This is a genomic window from Petrotoga sp. DB-2, assembly GCF_054051725.1.
The window spans coordinates 1-17,983 of the sequence record NZ_JBSVZD010000023.1 but is presented as its reverse complement, the minus strand read 5'-3'; the positions used below and the strand labels follow the sequence as shown (position 1 = coordinate 17,983).

Sequence of the window (17,983 nt, the reverse complement as noted above, 5' to 3'; positions counted from 1 at the left end):
GATTTATGGCAAAAACTAGTAGCAACAGAAGAAAAGAAAAGAAAATAGATTTGAACGATTACAAATATTATAATAATAGAGAGCTAAGTTGGTTGGACTTTAATTTTAGAGTATTAGAGGAAGCCTATGATACAACAAACCCTCTTTTAGAAAGAGTCAAATTTCTTTCCATAACCTCATCCAATCTTGAAGAGTTTTTCATGATAAGGGTAGCTGGCTTGGAAGAACAACTTCAAGCTGGTTTCGGTGGAATGGATATTTCTGGCTTAACACCTAGAGATCAATTGATGAAGATCTCACAAAAAACACATGAAATGGTGGAAATGCAATATAAATGTTTAGAAAGTGAGCTACTACCTTCTTTAGGAAAGGAGAACATCAAAGTTCTCAAAGTTAATGAGATTGATGAAGAAAAAAAGGAGTTTTTAGATAATTATTTTCAAACGACGGTTTTTCCCGTAGTAACTCCCATGGCTGTCGATCAAAGTAGACCATTTCCGATATTACCTGGTAGCGGCATAAATCTAGTTGTGGAGTTAGAAGATGAAAAAGAGGAAAGGTTATATGCTTTTATACCCTTACCAACGATTTTTCCAAGATTTATAAATATTCCCTGCACGGATGGCACATGTTTATTTTTAACTGAAGATCTTTTAAAAATGCATTCTGATTTATTTTTTAGCGGATACAAAGTAATTGAGATTTCTGAGTTTAGAATCACACGTGATGGAGACCTTTCTATTGACGAAGATGATGCCAGAGATTTGTTAATTGAGATAGAAAGTTCACTTAAAGAAAGAAAAACAGGTTTTCCTGTCAAATTAGAAATATCCAAAAATATGGGAAAGAACCTGAGGAATTTCCTTGTAAATGCACTAAATTTAAGAAGTGATAATATTTATGAGATTTCCAATCTTTTAGATTTGAGTTCTCTTATGGAAATTGCTAATTTAGAAGGGTATGAGCATTTAAAATTTGAGTATTATTCTCCCCAACCTTCCCCAAGCTTTTATGGCAAGGAGGATATCTTTAAGGTACTTAGGGAAAAAGATGTTCTTTTACACCGCCCTTATGAGTCTTTTGAGCATGTGATAGATTTTTTAAGGCAGGCGGCAGAAGATCCTCAAGTGTTGGCAATCAAACAAACTTTGTACCGAGTTGGGAAAACATCTCCAATCATAGATTATCTTATTAAAGCAGCAGAGAACGGCAAGCAAGTTACCGTTGTGGTAGAAGTCAAAGCCAGATTTGATGAAGAAAATAATATCCAATGGGCTAAGGAGTTGGAAAAAGCGGGTTGCCACGTTGTTTATGGGCTTGTCGGATTAAAAGTACATGCAAAACTATTGTTGATTGTTAGAAGAGAAGAAAGTGGGATCAGGAGATACGTTCATATGAGTACAGGGAATTACAATTACATAACTGCAAAATTATATGAAGATATAGATTTTTTTACTTGTAAGGAAAGTTATGCTCAAGATGTATCAGCACTGTTCAACATCTTAACGGGTTATTCAAAACCTCCAACATGGAAAAAATTAGGAGTTGCCCCTACAAGTTTGAGGGAAACTTTTTTACGATGGATTGATAATGAAATAGATGCAGTTAAAAAAGGTGGAAAAGGGAGAATAATAATAAAAGTTAATTCCTTGCTAGATGTATCTATAATAAAAGCTTTATATAAGGCATCCATGGCCGGTGTAAAGGTTAACTTGATCGTTAGAGGGATATGTGCTTTAAAAGTAGGAATAAAAGGTGTTAGTGAAGGTATAACGGTTAGAAGTATAGTGGGGAGGTATTTAGAACATAGTAGAATATATTATTTTGAAAATAATGGATTACCTAAATTATTTATATCAAGTGCCGATCTAATGCCTCGAAATCTGGATAGGAGAGTTGAATCTTTGATACCAATAGAGCAGGAAGATTTAAAGCAGCGATTGATATATGTATTGAACCTTTATCTAAAAGATAATTTCAAAGCAAGAGAGTTACAACCGAATGGAGAGTATAAAAGACCAACGGAGAAAAAGTCAAAATTGTTTATAGTTCAAGATGAGCTGATGAAGGAAGCAAAGAAAAAGTTTAGAAAATTTATAAAAAAGCAAGAAGTCGACAAGTTTAACTTTCCAAAATTAAAATAAAAAAGGGCTAAAAGCCCTTTTTAATGTATAAAAAATACTCTAGCTTCTCCCGGATTGATTGTTACTCTTAAATGTGCATCCTGAACGTTCCAAGAGCTTTCTCCTCTTCTGTAATTTTCCAATTTTGTTTGTATGTTATGATCACTTTTCCAGGTATAATATCCAAGGTCTATATCGAAGAAATAAGGATTTTTAAAGTTGGTATTGATAGCTATTACAACTCCTTTTTCTCCGTTCCACCAAAACATTGCACTTGCATCATCAGAAAAATCAATAAAATGGTAATTGTTAGGATTTTTCAAAAGATCTTTGACTTCCTCTTTTAGTGTGCCTAGTAAGGAAAGTAATTTCACCATATGATGGTCTGTATCCCAGTGCAATACATACCAATCAAAGAATGCGAGTTTGCCATAAAATTGATCTGTTGAAGGTAAATTTTTAAATCTTTCTTCCACAGGATCTTCTACATCTAGGCCTGTGTTCATAGGTTGAGGTTCAAAAAGCTCATATCCAGAGTTTATGAATGTTATTCCGTTTGGCATGAAAGTATTTACCACCGCTGTTAATTTTGAGAAAGTTTCTTTACCTTCTCTTGTAACCGCTCTTGGGGTATCTGGTGTCTCTGCCGTAGCAAATGTAGGTAAAGATATTTTTGGTGCTATTTCTGAAATGAATTTTTTGAACCAGCCTTCTTTTATTCTTGGCTCAGCCCACCATGAATTTCCCAAAATTCCATCATAGCCACTTTTTTTAGCTTTTATATGATTGTCCATACTCAATTCTTCAGCTATTATTACAAAGGCAGGGTCGTATTCTTTCGCCCTTTTTATAATTTCATGTTCAAGTTCATCAGGTAGAGCGTGACCCATGTCCAATCTAGCACCATCTATACCGAAATTTTTTTGATAGAATGGGATAATATTTGCTATTAAGTTCCAAAGTTCGGTATTCTTTTCTTTCCCTGGGAACAGACTCGATTTAACCACGTCAAAGAGTACATAAGGAGGTTGACTTGCCCCATCTATATATTTTAGAGCTTCTTCTGGATGAGAAAGATAAAGCCTTAAGAAAGTGACATCTTCCCATGCCGGTTGGGGATCATTTATCCAATCTGAAAATCCTGGAACGGTTATTACTTTAAACTCTTTTGCTATCTCATCCAAAAAATCCGGGTTGTTTTTATTTCTTTTTATAAAATTCTCCCATTTTTGTGGGTTCTGAGTTTTTGGATCCCATCTAAATTTTTTAAGATGATTTTTGACTTGTTCGTCATTGTATACAATTTTTAAATTTTCTTTGCTTGGTTGAGCAAATCCTAAGTCTTTAACTTTAGGAGGAGCAAAACCGTTCATTTCGTCTATATCTATCCAATAGAACCAATCGGGATGTTCTAAAATAAGATCGTTGTCCCTGGATCCTGTTCTTGGTACAAAGTCTAACAATACCCTCATTCCAGCCATATGAGCTGCTTCAACAAAAGCTCCGAATTCTTGATTAGGGGTAAATTCATTTCCCAAAAGAGTATCGTGATAATCTTTTTCTACAGAGAAGAAATTCTTAACTGCGTATGGTGAACCTACTTCACCTTTTTTAAATTTGTTGCTGGCTTGAGTTATTGGAAGTAAATATATACTATCGACGTTATAAATAGCAAAATAGGGTATTAACATCAACATTTTTAGGAAAGTACCTGATTCAGTGTAACCTTTTTCGTCTATCGGAACGAATAAAGTGGTTTGATCATGAACATATGCAGCCGTAGCTCGTACATGAGCTGAATAAAGTATACTCGTTTTGATCCAATCCGGTTCTTTAATATTTTTAATGAAAGAAAGAGGCTTGCTGTAATCAACGTCTTTTACAGAATTTTTTAATAGATTATCGATTATGTTGGATATAAACTCATAGGGATTAACAAAAAACTTTCTCCCTGCTAGTTTAACTTTACCAGTATAATTAGGTGGCATCCATCTTTTTGGTATTGCATAATCGTCTTTTCCCTGTGAAATTTTGCTTTGTAAGTATTTATTAATTTCAGATAGAATGGGCATCTTTTACTTCCCTCCTCATATAAAAATTGGCGGAGGCGGTGGGACTCGAACCCACAAGGGGATAAACCCCACCGGTTTTCGAGACCGGCCCCTTAGCCAATTCGGTGCACGCCTCCACAAGTTATTGTAAACTATTTAACTATTTATTCAATAAGGTTCAAACCTTTTAGATACTTTCTGGCGACAATTTCTGGTTCTAAACCTTCAAAATCAACCAAGTAGTTCAGCCTTATAATTATATCCTCATTTAAATACAATGTCAATGGTTTTAAAATTCCTTGATTGACCATTCAATTTTTGCTCCTTCAATGAATCCGTATCGATCAAAGAAACCTGCTTTTACTTCTAAAGCAAACTTGAAAGGTTTGTAAATTATGTAAATAGGGCAGGTTGATTCTTCACAAGGTTTCATGTTTTGTATATCTAATATTGTTCCACTGCTATCTATAAAAGCGATGTCGAGTTCAACAAAGGTGTTTTTCATCCAAAAGCCTCTTATTCCAGGGGTTGGAAATACAAAAAGCATTCCATAATCTTCCGGAATATCTTCTTTGTACATCAAACCGAATTCTCTTAATTCGTTCGTATTAGCAATTTCAATAGGGATTGTTAAAATACTTCCCTCTTGTGAAATAGTTAAAGTCCCTTTTGGAAATTCTGGCATATTTATCGATTGACTAAATAAATTGGTGAAGAAAATTATCGAAATTAAAAGGATGAAAGCAATTTTCTGCATAATTTTTAACTCCATTATAATAAATTAGGCTTCGAACTTTTTGTCGAAGCCTATTTAAATTTCTTTCATCTTTTGATAGAATTCATAATTTCATTTAAATCTGGTTGATCTCTTAATTCGTAAACTTTTACAAATTCAATTTTTCCTTCTTCGTCGATTAAAAAATTCGCTCTTTTGGAAAAACCGTTTTCTTCATCGAATATACCATATTTTCTAGCAACTTCTCCATGGGGCCAAAAATCTGACAAAAGTTTAAGTTTGTTGATTTTCATATTTTGAGCCCATGCTTTTTTTGAAGGTGATGAATCAACACTGATTCCTAAAGGTACAACGTTGAGTTTTTCTAATTCGTCGTATTTTAAATCCAAGTTTTTCATCTGTGTTTCGCAAACCCCAGTCCAAGCTAGAGGGTGGAAGGAAAGCAGAACCTTTTTTCCTTTAAAGCCAGATAAAGAAATTTCATCACCATTTTGATCTTTCAATTTAAAATTGGGAGCCGCGTCTCCAACTTTCAATGCCATGGTATCACCTCTTATCTCATTGAGTTTATGAAACTTTCTAATTTGTTTAAATCTATGCTTCTTTTAAAAAGTGGATCTTTGTTTTGCTTATAAATAGTCAATTGTTCTTCAAAAGTTGGTTTTCCCTTTTCTTCATATATTATACCTAAAGGAATTTTGTCCTCTTGGAAAGCTATTTGTAGAGCTTGCATTTTATCTGATGGATCGTAATCTTCCCCTAATTTGTAAGTATGTTCATTAAACCAGGCGTAAGTGTTTATTTTATTGAATGTCACACATGGTTGGAACAAATCAATTAGAGCATAGCCATTATGTCTAATAGCTTTTTTAATAATTTCTTTCGTGTTTTGCATATCTCCCACAAAAGCCCGTGCCACAAATGTGGCTCCATTGGCTATAGCAACGGCAATAGGATTGAAGGGGTTAAGTATTACTCCGTTTACTTGAACAGGGGTGACCATTCCCTGTTGTGAAGTAGGAGAAGCCTGGCCTTTCGTTAGTCCATAAACCCTATTATCATGAACTATGTTTGTTATGTTAATGTTTCTTCTCATATTGTGGATAAAGTGGTTGCCGCCTTCACCGTACATGTCTCCATCTCCACTTTCAGCTACTACGTATAAATCTGGATTAGTCGCTTTTATGGCAAAGGCAACGGGTAAAGTCCTACCATGAAGACCATTAAAAGCGTTGTTTTTAAAATAATGAGGGATTTTTGCTGCTTGTCCTATTCCTGAAACGAGTACAAAATTGTTGGGAGTTATTTCTTCCATTTCTTCCAGAGCCTTTTTTAATATATTCAGTATTCCAAAATTTCCACAGCCTGGGCACCAAGCAATGTCTAATTCTTTTTCATTTTCTAGACTAAACATATTTTTTCTTTCTATCATTGTAATTCCTCCCTTATCTTAGCGGTTAGCTCTTCAACTGAAAATGGCATTCCATTGAATTTTAATATCTTACTATCTATTTTTGTGCCAGTTTCTGATCTTATTAACTTTGCAAATTGACCTGTGGCATTATTTTCAACATCGATTATTTTTTCTGCCTTCTCTAAAAATTCAACCGCATTTTCCGGAATGGGATAAACTTGGCTAAAGTGAAGCATAGCAAGATCCTTGTTATTTATATTTTCTAGAGCTTCTTTGACGACATTATAATTTGAACCCCAACATACGACGAGATATTTGTAGTTATCATTTCCATAGAATTCGGGAGAAATAAAGTCTTCCTTTAAAGCCTCAAATTTTTTGAGTCTTTTTTCCACCATTTTAACTCGGATATCCAAATCTTCCGTTATATGACCTTTCTCGTCATGTTCATCACTATCTACAACAACTAATCCCTTACCATAGTTAGGTATACCTCTTGGTGAAACTCCGTTTTTTGCTTTCGAAAGATCATATCTTTTATAATCTTCAGTAGTTTCTACAAAATATTTTTTATTTTCAATTTTGGAAAGGTCCAACTTTTCAACGTTATAATATGAATCAACAAAAAATTGATCTGTCAAAATGAATACGGGGATTTGATATTTATCCGCAATATTAAAAGCCTTTTGAGTTAAATAGAAAGCTTGTTCAAGGCTCCCAGGAGAGAAAACCAACCTTGGGAATTCGCCATGTCCAGCGTGTATAACAAGATTCAAGCCTTCCTGAGCGGTTCTTGTCGGTAAACCTGTTGCGGGGGCAGGCCTTTGGGCTAAGTGAATTACTAACGGGGATTCGATCATCCCAGCTAGAGAAAGTCCTTCTTCCATTAAAGCAAATCCTCCGTCAGAAGTAGTCACCATTGATCTTGCTCCTGCGTACCATCCACCTATTGCCATATTGATTGCGGCTATTTCATCTTCGGCTTGTTCGACTAAAATATCGAAATTTTTTGAAAAATTGGCTAAATCAACTAGAACTCCCGATCCAGGTGTCATTGGATATGAAAAAATCGAATCACAATTGCCAGCTAACGCTCCTAGAGATACCGCGTCGGTTCCGCTAATTAATAGATCGTCTTTTAAATTTTCATTTGCAGAGATCTCTATTTTTATCTCTCCACTTTCAGAAAAGTCTTTTCCTAATTTGTAACCTTCAGAAGCGGCTTTTAAGTTATCTGAAACAATTTTTTCTCCCTTATCTCCAAATCTTTCTTTTAGATACTCTTCTATAGTCTTTATGTTTGTTTTGAAAAGACCCAAAATTACACCAACAGCAACTATATTTGCATATATTTCATTACCTATTTCTTTTGCGATAGAGAGGATGGGGACGTTGAAAAGATTTTTGTTTTTTAAATTCAAAGAATCGTTGTCAGCTATGATCAGAGTATCTTCAGTCACTCTGTCTCCAAGATGTTCAACAGAACTTTTTGTAAGAGGTATGAGTATATCTATTTTGTCGACGTAACTTTTTACAGGTTTAGAGCTTACCCTTATTTCAGTTGAATTACTTCCACCTCTAATCCTAGACATGTACTCTTTTGTGGCAAATACGTAATAACCTTCCCTTTTGAGAATAAATGTTAACAATCCTTCTATCGTTTGAATCCCTTGACCCGCTTCACCAGATAAGACGATTGATACATCTTCTTTGATAGTTTTATTCATTCGGATTCCTCCTAAGATTTTGTTTTCTACTTACTCAATTATATCAGACAAAATAAGTCAAAAATGAAATGGAATGTAAAAATTTTAAATAATTTTATAATTTTTGATTATGAAATTATAAAAATGATTTCCAGCCATTTTCGTTTAATTTAAATTCTACAAATTCACCTTGAAAATTGTAATTTACTTCCTCTGGAAGTACTATTGTTTCATAGCTTTTTAAGTTAACATATACGCCAAACCCTTTTTTATTTTGGTTGGCAAATCTGGAAAAGCTAAAGTATTTGGTACACAATCCTTCGGTCTTCCTTGAAATAGAATAACTGGTGTGAATGTTGTTGAGAACTTTTTTAGATTTATCAACATGGATTTCTCGAGGTCTTCCCCAGTCGTATAATCTATAAGTTAAATCTGAACTTTGCTGTATTTCAAGTAAAAGGCTATTAGGGCCTAAGGTATGAACGGTTCCCGCAGGTATGAATATGGAATCGAATTTGTTCATTTCATAACTTTCTAGTACATCATCCCATCGATTATCATCAAAAGCTTGCAGGATATATTTATTATTATTTGAAACTTTGATTTGCCCCTTATCTTTAAGAAAGTACCATGCTTCTGATTTCCCCCATGGTTCATTTTCTAATTGTTTTGCCATTGTATCATCTGGGTGTAATTGTATGGAAAGCCAGGATGAGGTAGCAATTAATTTTAACAACAAAGGAAATTTTGGGAAAAGTTCACTGGCTTTCCCATATTCTCTTTGGCTATTTTTCCCATACAGGACAGTTTCGTATTCATCTAGAGGGGAATATAACCAGACTTCACCTATTGGTTGATTTTTTTCATAGTTGAAAATTCTATTCAACTCGCTACTTCCCCAAATTTTCTCACTAAAAATTGGTTTTGAAAAAAGCGGCTCCGATATCTGCATGTTTACCTCCTGTTAAATTTTTTTAATTCATTTTCTAAAATACTAAGTCTTAATAATATTTTATCTTGATATGCTTCTGAACCACCGTTGTAAATACTATAGGCATCTTCTTCTCCGTAACGTAATTTGATATCGTATAAGTATAAGATAGAAGTCATTAATTGCACATCAGGTCTTTCTTTTATGATATCCCAATACCAAGATTCAAAGAAATTAATTCTTTGATAAAATTCAGGATAATTATGTTTTAAATACCAATAAGTAGGAGCTTGTATCTGAAAATATCCCAAACTTTCCCCATTATCTCCTTTTACGTTTTCAAAATTCGTTTCTACTATTCCAATTGCTAGTAATTCGATCGGATAAACATATTCAGTTACATAGGGAAATTCTTTATATAATATTTCAAAAACTTTGACGAATTCTTTTATTGTTGTTTTGTCCAAAGCATAGTTATTTTTTAAGTACTCTTCAAAAAAAATGATTTGCTTTTTGTAGTTTGGGGATTTAAAAACTAAAAAAACAATTATTATACATATTATTAAAATTAAAGAAAGTATAAATAGATACTTCAGATTTCTATTTGCTAAGAATTGTTTCATTTGACGCTCCTTATGGGATCGTTGCATATTATAATAATTATACCATCTTTAATTATACTATCTTTTCCTCAAAACACTTAATCAAAATTTAATAAAAATCAGTCATTCTGTTTATTAACATTTTAAAAAAACCACACAATCTTTTCTCACAAATAATATAATAATTCTTGAATTATGTTAAAATATTGAATGCCAGGAATCAGAAAAATAATTGATAAAAGGAGTATTTAAATGCTTTTGGATAATGTTGCCTTGGGAAGATACGTTGAATTAGACTCATTGATGCATTCACTGGACCCAAGGGGGAAGCTTTTAGGGTTGTTCGTTTTGGCAGGATTTGCTTTTTCTATAAACAGTTTTTATGATGTTTTGATTATGTCTTCGTATACTTTGGTTTTGATGTTGTTATCTAAACTAAGCTTGAAGTATTATATGAAATCCTTAAAATCAATATGGTTTATAGTTATCTTTGCTTTTGTAATTCAGTTATTCACAATAGGAGGGAACACACTTTTTAAAATCGGGTTTATCAGAATAACAGATACCGGTCTATTTAATGCCGCTATAATTACCTTCAGAATATTATTTGCGGTTTTGTTATCTTCTGTTCTCACGTTAACTACTTCTCCTACCTCTTTAGCTCATGCTCTTGAGGATGTCTTGAGATGGTTTTTTGTACCCAAAAGATTTGCTCATGAAATATCGATGGTAATGACGATAGCTATCAGATTCATCCCTGTAATTGCAAATGAAGCAGATCGTATAATGAAAGCACAATTAAGTCGTGGGGCAAACTTCGATGATAGAAAATTTTCTGGAAGAATTAGAGGGGCAATATCTATAATTATTCCTTTGTTGGTATCTGCCCTGAGAAGGGCTGAAGATTTGAGTATTGCTATGGAGGCAAGAGGATACAATGGTTGGGAAGGGAGAACAAGATTTAAGCAGTTTAATTGGGAAATAAAAGATACTTTTTTCCTCATTTCTTTTTCTTTAGTATGTTTCACTATCATTTTTATTTAAAAGGTGTTTTTTGATATAATTTAAATGAGTAAAAAAGTGAGAATATTATGGAGGCGCCTTATGAATTTTAAGTACTTATATGGTCCTGTACCTTCTCGAAGATTGGGAAGATCCTTAGGAGTAAGCCCAATACCTCCAAAAACTTGTAATTTTTCTTGTGTATACTGTCAGCTGGGAAGAACGACTAACATGACAAACAAAAGACAAGAATTTTTTAATTTACAAGATATTTTGGAAGAGTTTGATGTTTATGTTAAGAACGATCTATCCCCGTTTGATTTTGTAACCATAGTTGGTGAAGGCGAACCATTATTATACTCTAGAATTGGTGAACTAATAAAATCAATAAAAACTTATGTTGATAAACCTGTTGCTGTAATTACAAATGGGGCTCTACTTTCTGAACAAAAAGTAAGGGAAGAATTAAATGAAAGTGATCTCGTAATGCCAACGCTGGATGCATATGATCAAAGAACGCTTAAAAGAATAAACAGACCTCATAAAAGTATATCTTTTGATTCGTACGTGGATGGATTGATAAGTTTTTCTAAAAACTTTAAAGGTAAAATCTGGATGGAATTTATGATGGTAAAAGGGCTAAATGATGATGAAGAATCTTTAAGGAAAATCAAAGAAATATTTAATAGAATAATTTATGATAGATTGTATATAAATTTACCAATGAGACCTCCAGCAGAAGATTGGGTAACAGTTCCAGAAAAAGAAAAAATTGAGCTAGCTCAAAATATCTTAGGAGGCATATCCCTTGATTTTTTAGAAGAAGAAGATTTTTACAGCTCGATAAAAGATGATTTGGAAGCTATTTTAAGTATAATAAAAAGACATCCGATGAATCAGCATGAAATTGAAAGTTTTTTAGATCAAAGAAAATGTGAAAATAAAAATGAGATTTTTGAAAAATTGGAAAAAAATGAATACGTTGAAAAAGTACAATATTTTGGATTAAATGTGTATAGGTTAACATCTATGAGGAGGTAAATAAATGCCTGAAAATAAAAACGATAAAGAAAATAGAAACGATAAAGAAAATAAAAATACCAAAGAAGAAAAAAAGAAAGTAAGGCCTTCTAACATAATTTGGGTTTATATAATATTTGCAGTTATTTTTATTGGAGCTCTCATTTCTTTGAATTGGGAAAATAACCCTATGATATCTTATTCAGAAATGTTGAGTTTGATCAATAACGGCCAGGTGGATTCCATAAAAATAAATCAAAATGGAAACGTGGAAATACTTGACAAAGACGGTACTACTTATGAATCTTTTTCACCAGCTTTAGTAAACGATAAACAATATGTGAATAGTTTAATTCAAAAAGGTATAAAGATAGAGTACGTCGAAAGTATTGGATCAAAGTGGTGGTTTGCGTTATTAATAAACATAATTCCCATAGTAATAATGGTGCTTTTCTTTTTTTGGTTATATCGCTCAGCTACGTCAGGTGCTAAAAGCAGCATGAACTTTGGAAAGAGTAAGGCAAAAAAGTATGAACCCATCGGTGAAAAAGTTACTTTTAAAGATGTAGCAGGAATCGATGAAGTTTTAGAGGAAGTAGAAGACATTGTAAAATTTTTGAAGAACCCTCAAGAATTTCAAGAATTGGGTGCAAGAATGCCTAAAGGGACTTTATTGGTAGGACCTCCTGGAACAGGTAAAACTTTGACGGCAAGGGCTATAGCTGGTGAGGCAGATGTACCTTTTTATTATGCCAGTGGTTCAGATTTTGTGGAACTTTTTGTAGGGGTTGGTGCATCGCGAGTTAGAGATCTTTTTAAGACAGCTAAAGAAAATGCTCCTGCAATAATATTTATAGATGAATTAGATGCAGTAGGTAGACAAAGAGGAGCTGGTCTTGGTGGTGGTAACGATGAGAGAGAACAAACTCTCAACGCCTTGTTAGTGGAACTCGATGGTTTTGACACTTCGACAGGAGTTGTTGTAATGGCTGCTACCAATAGACCTGATGTTCTTGATAAAGCATTACTTAGACCTGGTAGGTTTGATAAAAAAATAATGGTGCCCCCTCCAGACGTAAAAGGAAGAGAAGAAATTTTAAAGATACATACACGTAAAAAGAAGATTGCCCCCGATGTTGATTTAAAATTGTTAGCCAAAAGGACACCGGGATTCGTCGGAGCAGATTTAGAAAATTTAGTTAACGAAGCGGCTTTAATAGCCTCAAGAAAGAAAAAAAGTCAAATCGAAATGAGTGACTTTGAAGAGGCTATTGATAGAGTGTTAACTGGTCCATCCAAAAAGTATAGAATAATATCTGATAAGGAAAAGAAGATTCTCTCATATCATGAACTTGGGCATGCTATTTTGGCATATTTATTGCCTAATACCGACCCTGTTTACAAGATTACTATTATTCCAAGGGGTGCAGGTTCGTTAGGTTCTACTTTACAAATTCCTGAAAAAGACAAATATCTAATTAAAAAATCTGAAATACTTGATAGAATCGTTGTAGCACTTGGAGGAAGAGCAAGTGAGAAATTAGTTTTTAATTTTGCTACTACAGGAGCCAAAGATGACTTAAGGAAAGCTACAGACTACGCAAAATCCATGATTTATAGGTTAGGAATGTCCAAAAAAATGGGTCCGGTGTATTGGGAAGGAGAAGAGGAAGAAATATTTTTGGGGAGTGAATTGACAAAACAAAAGAATTATTCGGAAGAAACCGCGAAAGAACTTGATGTTGAAGTCAAGAAAATAATTAACTCTATGTATGACAAAGCGGTTGAATTGCTCAAACAAAATAAGGAAAGACTTGATCTTCTAGCTTCTTATATTTTTAAAAAAGAAACGATTTATGGTGAAGAGTTCAAAAAGCTTATGAACAAAGATCTTGAAGAGTTAAAGGAATATATTGGGGGCGAAAAAGAAATAAATGAATTTCTTAAAATAGATGTTGTGAATCATGTTAATTATCAACCTGTTTGAAGGCGAGGAGGAAATAATGTTAAGAGCTATTATATTTGATATGGATGGGGTCATCATTGACAGTGAACCCATCCATTATAGTGCAAATAAAAGAATTTTTGAAGAACTGGGAATTCCTATTAATAAAAGTTTATACAGTAATTATATAGGCGTAAGTAACCAAGAAATGTGGCAAGATTTAAAAAATGAATACGATTTACAGCAAAGTGTCGAAGAATTGCTTGAAAAACAAAACTTAGAGAATTTGCAATTATTAAGAGAATGTGCTAAAGAGCCTATAGAAGGTGTGATAGAGTTATTTAAAACTCTGAAAGAAAACAATTATAAAATAGCTTTGGCCTCTTCCTCGCCAATGAGATTGATTAAAGAAGTTCTTTGCATGTTTGACATTGAGAAGTATTTTGAAGTCGTGGTGAGTTCAGAATACGTTGCTCGTGGCAAACCGAAACCTGATATTTTTATATACACGGCTGGATTGTTAAAGGTTAAACCAGGCGAATGTGTAGTTATAGAAGACTCAAAGAATGGTGTTAAAGCGGCAAAAGCTGCTGGGATGAAGTGTATAGGCTTTAAAAACCCCAACTCACTCAATCAGGATCTATCGAAAGCAGATTTAGTGGTGGAAAATATGAAAGAAATAACTTTAGAATTGATAGAAAAGTTAGAAAAAGTGGAGGCTTAAAATTAAGGGATTTTCGATGAGAAAGTGTATTCGAATCCAACTAACATCCATAATTCTTTGTTTCGAAAAATTGTTTGAGCAAAAAAAGTTGGGTTGTTTCCAATTTTAAAATTGATTCGAAAGATGTTTTCAACAGTTGTTGGAGGAACCGGTCCATGAACGGAATACTCTTGCCATTCTTCTATAGTGTAGGGTGTGTCTATATTAACCGAACCTTGAACTAGATGTTCATAATCTATTCCAACATGTTCTCCTTCTAAAAAGATTTTGAACAATTCAACGTCAGGTCCATATGGGAATCCAAGAAAGTAGTTTATAGTTTTATCATCTGCACGAAGAAGATTTTTCCAAACAGGATAAGTAAAATCTTTATTATCTTCACCTTTATTGTACAACCATGTCGAAGTCTTATAAAACTCCGCCCCATAATCTATTTTTTGCCCTTTTTTTCTGCCTCCCACCATGAATCCGTAAGCGTTGGGAGCACTACTTTGCCTTTCCGATGGTAATTGATACTGATCTAAAAGGAACTCAGAATACAATTTATAATTTTTAAAATCGATCGTTGATGAAAGATATCCAGCAACGTTTGAATTTGACTCATAAACGTTGTGATAAACTAAGAACGGATTTAGATCAACAAAATTTGGCGTAATATTGTATAAAAGAGTTATTTCGCCTATTTCGAACATAACAGGAGAAAATTCAAAAGATAGCTTTCTTGCAACGAAGGTTTTGTTTATATCTGACGCATTGGGTCCAGGTGCTGTTAATAGATATTCGTATCCGAAATCTCCCATAGAAGTATCCCAATTTAGAGAAAAAAGCAGGTGGTCCATGTAAGGGACTCTATCGTTTATTCCAAGTGAGTAAGACCCCTCTCCCCATTTTAGTTTTCTTCTTCCAATAGAAAAATCAAATGGTTCGGATGAAATTTCGTAAAAAACTTCATAAGGGATATCTGAATCAACGAATGGTGTAAAATCTTCCCGAATTGGTAAGTTATGCAAACCATTATTTTCCAAATAATAAACACTGGCATCTGGTAATATGGGGATAGATAGGTAAAAAAGATCATTATTGCCAGAAGAAGCGGTATAAGTAATTTCAAAGAAAGGTGGTAAGTAGTCGAAAGTCTCCCATTCTATGACATCTTCAGGCATTTTATCTATTTCATAATTTTTTAGTACTATACCAGGTGATAAAGAAAAATCAAAATTAACTTCTGAAAAAACGCTTGTGAAAATAAGAGAGAATAACAACATTACAAAAAATCTTTTCATAAAATTCCCCATTTTTAGGAATAATAAACGTTGTCTACAAACCAATCCATTTTCATTAGTTCTTCGTCTTCAATATCTTTGCCATCCAAGACTTTCATATTACCTTCCTTATCAAAAATACTACCTCGGAAAGGATGAAACCTATTTTCTATAATATCTGTTTTCACAGTGTCAACAAGGTTTTTTGTTGTAGAAGGGACTATTTCACTTATAGGGGACAAACAAACAACTCCACTCTTAAGTCCACCCCAAAAGTTCTCAATCTTTTCTGAACCGGAAAACAATCTAAATAAGGAGAAATTTGACCCTCTTAATACATCTTTAATGATGTTTTCGTAGTAAATTCCCCAATTCCATACCACCGAGGTTAAATGGGTAGTTGGCGCATAATCTTTCATATCAATATGGTAACCAATGGTGTAAACACCGTATTCTTCTCCAACTTTGCAAACTTCCGGAGAATCCTGATGATGGGTTAAAACATCCACTCCAATTTCATTTATCAAATACTCTGCTGTGTCTCTTTCGTATTCTATATTGCGCCAAGTATTCGTCCATCCAACAAATACTTTTGATTTTGGATTAACGGCTTTTGACCCTAAAGCAAAGGCATTTATTCCCATTATAACTTCAGGTATACCGTAGGAAGCAACGTAACCTATTTTATTGTTAGTTGTCATCGCTCCTGCTATCATTCCGGAGAGGAATCTTGGTTCGTACATCCGGCCAAAATATGTGTTAATATTCTTAGTAGTACGATATCCGGAAAAATACATGAATCGAACATTTTGGAATTCTTTTGTTTTTTGATTCTGTAAGAAGTCAAAACTTGTGGAAAATATTAAATCGAACTTTTCTTCTTCAAGTTTATCTAATATTCTTTCATATGTTTTTAAATCAGAAATATTTTCAAAATACTTTGTTATTATTTCATTTCCTAGTCGTTCTTGAACGTACCTTCTTCCCAATTCATGAGAATATGTCCATGCAGACTCCTCTATTGATGTGTTGTAAAGGAAAGCTACTTTTAATGTTTTTCCAGCGAAAATCTGAGGTAATTTGAATAAAGGTTCTGATGGTTTACCTAGTCGTTCCTCTAATTCTTCTACTAACTCGTTAACTTGCTCCCTCATTTCTCTTTCAATAGTGGGAACATTCTCCAAACCAAATTTTTTTAGGTATTCTAAAAAAGCCTCTTCTTCAGTCAGAGAAATCTTGTCCTTAGCAACTTCCCTATATAGCTTTCTAAATAGAAGATATACTGAGGTAACCAGTTCATCATATTTATTCTCAACGAACTCACTTTTTTTCTCATAATCTTTGATTAACTCATAAAGTTCTTTGAATTTGCCCTCTTTATTGAACCAAATTATATTGATCTTTGTCTTTTTATAAAAATCTAGAAATTCATAGTAGATCCTTATTTCAGGGTTGTTTTCATCCCATTTTGGGATCAGCCTAGTAACTTCCCCACGAATTGAAAAAGCGTCTGAATATTTCAAAACACTTACCCTTTTGTTTCCTTCAACAATGTAAAACCAGTTCATATACTCGTAGGCTGTTACCGGATCCCTTATCCCTTCAGATATATGAGCTTCGTACAAATTAATCCATTTACTTGCAAATTCTGAATCAATTTTCATTAAAGGATAGAAATTTGCTGAAAAAGATAATGACCGAGAATGATAGTACGTTCCTTTGATCCTTTCTATAGGGATATCTATTAGACCAAGTTTTTCTTCCTTAATTATTTCAACGTTATGGATGATATCTTCTAAACATGGTAGATATCCATCTTTTCCTTTTGAAATATTAGCCAAAAAGTCTTTTTTTGCTAATCTATTAGCTTTTTCATACTCGCTTCTGCTGAGACTTCTTGAGGTTCTATACATTATGTTAGCCCCCTTTTTTTGTGGCTATATACTCATTTTAGAAACTTTACGAATGGCGCCCCTTAAAAACTCCAAAACCCAATTTTGTTTAAAAAAGATTTTTTGTACAGAATAGCAAAACCTTTTAGGGATATATTTATATAAGAGTAATTCAATAATACAACATAATAATTAAAATTTCGTTTAAAGGAATTAATTACTTTCTAAATTAAAATGGTCTTTGGACTTATCTTTTTATAAGTACAAATTTCTATAACTTCTTTTTTTTCTTCATCGTACTTTATTAATTTGTAAGGTACCGCATTTATTAAATAAGAAATATTATTTAAGAATTTAATTTCGAAATCAAGTTCTTGGAAATCGTATCGCGGATGAATATGACCATATATCCAAATTTTTGGAAATGTCTTAAGATAAAACTCCCCCAAGGCTTCTGATGGGATATGAGATTGACCGTATTTTTTTATCGTATTTTTAATACCCACTTCAGAAATAGGTCAAAGCAACGATTAACTAAAGGTAAATTAAGTTAAGGCAAGAAGAAAAAGAACTAA

The 17,983-nt window shown here is 33.3% G+C and carries 16 protein-coding genes and 1 tRNA gene; 5 read left to right on the top strand and 12 right to left on the bottom strand.

Features of this window, described 5'->3' with window-relative positions; translation table 11 throughout:
• Positions 1–5: 5 nt before the first annotated feature.
• Positions 6–2,144 (top strand): RNA degradosome polyphosphate kinase, encoded by a 2,139-nt coding sequence (locus ACW9JY_RS07845; protein ID WP_457283945.1) that lies wholly within the window; start codon positions 6–8, stop codon positions 2,142–2,144.
• Positions 2,145–2,164: 20 nt separating this feature from the next.
• Here the strand turns inward: ACW9JY_RS07845 and ACW9JY_RS07840 are convergent, their stop codons facing one another.
• The 9 genes from ACW9JY_RS07840 to ACW9JY_RS07800 all read right to left on the bottom strand — a co-directional run bounded on the left by ACW9JY_RS07840 (position 2,165) and on the right by ACW9JY_RS07800 (position 9,584).
• On the bottom strand, positions 2,165–4,195 hold the full coding sequence (locus tag ACW9JY_RS07840; RefSeq protein ID WP_457283944.1) for a maltodextrin glycosyltransferase: 2,031 nt from the start codon (positions 4,193–4,195) through the stop codon (positions 2,165–2,167).
• 27 nt (positions 4,196–4,222) lie between these two features.
• Positions 4,223–4,311 (bottom strand) — tRNA-Ser (locus ACW9JY_RS07835).
• A 27-nt stretch (positions 4,312–4,338) separates the two neighbouring features.
• Positions 4,339–4,485 (bottom strand): hypothetical protein, encoded by a 147-nt coding sequence (locus ACW9JY_RS07830; protein WP_457283943.1) that lies wholly within the window; start codon positions 4,483–4,485, stop codon positions 4,339–4,341.
• Positions 4,464–4,931 carry a DUF192 domain-containing protein gene (locus tag ACW9JY_RS07825; RefSeq protein ID WP_457283942.1) on the bottom strand — a complete coding sequence of 156 codons (468 nt, stop codon included), beginning with the start codon at positions 4,929–4,931 and terminating at the stop codon, positions 4,464–4,466. The genes ACW9JY_RS07830 and ACW9JY_RS07825 overlap by 22 nt, the downstream gene beginning before the upstream one ends.
• A 65-nt stretch (positions 4,932–4,996) precedes the next feature.
• On the bottom strand, positions 4,997–5,452 hold the full coding sequence (locus tag ACW9JY_RS07820) for a peroxiredoxin (protein ID WP_457283941.1): 456 nt from the start codon (positions 5,450–5,452) through the stop codon (positions 4,997–4,999).
• Positions 5,453–5,463: 11 nt separating this feature from the next.
• Positions 5,464–6,342: a thiamine pyrophosphate-dependent enzyme gene (locus ACW9JY_RS07815; protein ID WP_103077312.1), complete on the bottom strand. Its 879-nt coding sequence runs from the start codon at positions 6,340–6,342 to the stop codon at positions 5,464–5,466.
• Positions 6,339–8,051 (bottom strand): 2-oxoacid:acceptor oxidoreductase subunit alpha, encoded by a 1,713-nt coding sequence (locus ACW9JY_RS07810; RefSeq protein WP_457283940.1) that lies wholly within the window; start codon positions 8,049–8,051, stop codon positions 6,339–6,341. Before ACW9JY_RS07810 ends, ACW9JY_RS07815 begins: the two co-directional genes overlap by 4 nt.
• Positions 8,052–8,166: 115 nt before the next feature.
• Positions 8,167–8,982, bottom strand: a complete 816-nt coding sequence (locus tag ACW9JY_RS07805; RefSeq protein WP_103077310.1) for a type I phosphomannose isomerase catalytic subunit — start codon at positions 8,980–8,982, stop codon at positions 8,167–8,169.
• Between the two features lie 2 nt (positions 8,983–8,984).
• On the bottom strand, positions 8,985–9,584 hold the full coding sequence (locus tag ACW9JY_RS07800) for a hypothetical protein (protein WP_457283939.1): 600 nt from the start codon (positions 9,582–9,584) through the stop codon (positions 8,985–8,987).
• 231 nt (positions 9,585–9,815) lie between these two features.
• Between ACW9JY_RS07800 and ACW9JY_RS07795 the strand changes: the two genes are divergently transcribed.
• The 4 genes from ACW9JY_RS07795 to ACW9JY_RS07780 are packed head-to-tail and all read left to right on the top strand — an operon-like array spanning position 9,816 to position 14,254.
• Positions 9,816–10,607 carry an energy-coupling factor transporter transmembrane component T family protein gene (locus ACW9JY_RS07795; protein WP_457283938.1) on the top strand — a complete coding sequence of 264 codons (792 nt, stop codon included), beginning with the start codon at positions 9,816–9,818 and terminating at the stop codon, positions 10,605–10,607.
• A 60-nt stretch (positions 10,608–10,667) separates the two neighbouring features.
• On the top strand, positions 10,668–11,606 hold the full coding sequence (locus ACW9JY_RS07790) for a radical SAM protein (protein ID WP_457283937.1): 939 nt from the start codon (positions 10,668–10,670) through the stop codon (positions 11,604–11,606).
• A gap of 4 nt (positions 11,607–11,610) precedes the next feature.
• Entirely contained in the window at positions 11,611–13,572 is a 1,962-nt protein-coding gene (gene ftsH, locus ACW9JY_RS07785) for an ATP-dependent zinc metalloprotease FtsH (RefSeq protein ID WP_457283936.1), read from the top strand.
• Between the two features lie 16 nt (positions 13,573–13,588).
• The gene (locus ACW9JY_RS07780) at positions 13,589–14,254 is read left to right on the top strand and encodes an HAD family hydrolase (RefSeq protein ID WP_103077305.1); all 666 of its coding nucleotides are present in this window, start codon (positions 13,589–13,591) and stop codon (positions 14,252–14,254) included.
• 2 nt (positions 14,255–14,256) lie between these two features.
• Here the strand turns inward: ACW9JY_RS07780 and ACW9JY_RS07775 are convergent, their stop codons facing one another.
• The 3 genes from ACW9JY_RS07775 to ACW9JY_RS07765 form a co-directional block, all read right to left on the bottom strand.
• Positions 14,257–15,537, bottom strand: a complete 1,281-nt coding sequence (locus tag ACW9JY_RS07775; protein ID WP_457283935.1) for a hypothetical protein — start codon at positions 15,535–15,537, stop codon at positions 14,257–14,259.
• Between the two features lie 14 nt (positions 15,538–15,551).
• Entirely contained in the window at positions 15,552–17,429 is a 1,878-nt protein-coding gene (locus ACW9JY_RS07770; protein WP_457283934.1) for a BMP family ABC transporter substrate-binding protein, read from the bottom strand.
• Positions 17,430–17,632: 203 nt separating this feature from the next.
• A complete protein-coding gene (locus ACW9JY_RS07765; protein WP_457283933.1) occupies positions 17,633–17,914 on the bottom strand; it encodes a hypothetical protein in 282 nt (93 codons plus the stop codon).
• Positions 17,915–17,983 lie beyond the last annotated feature (69 nt).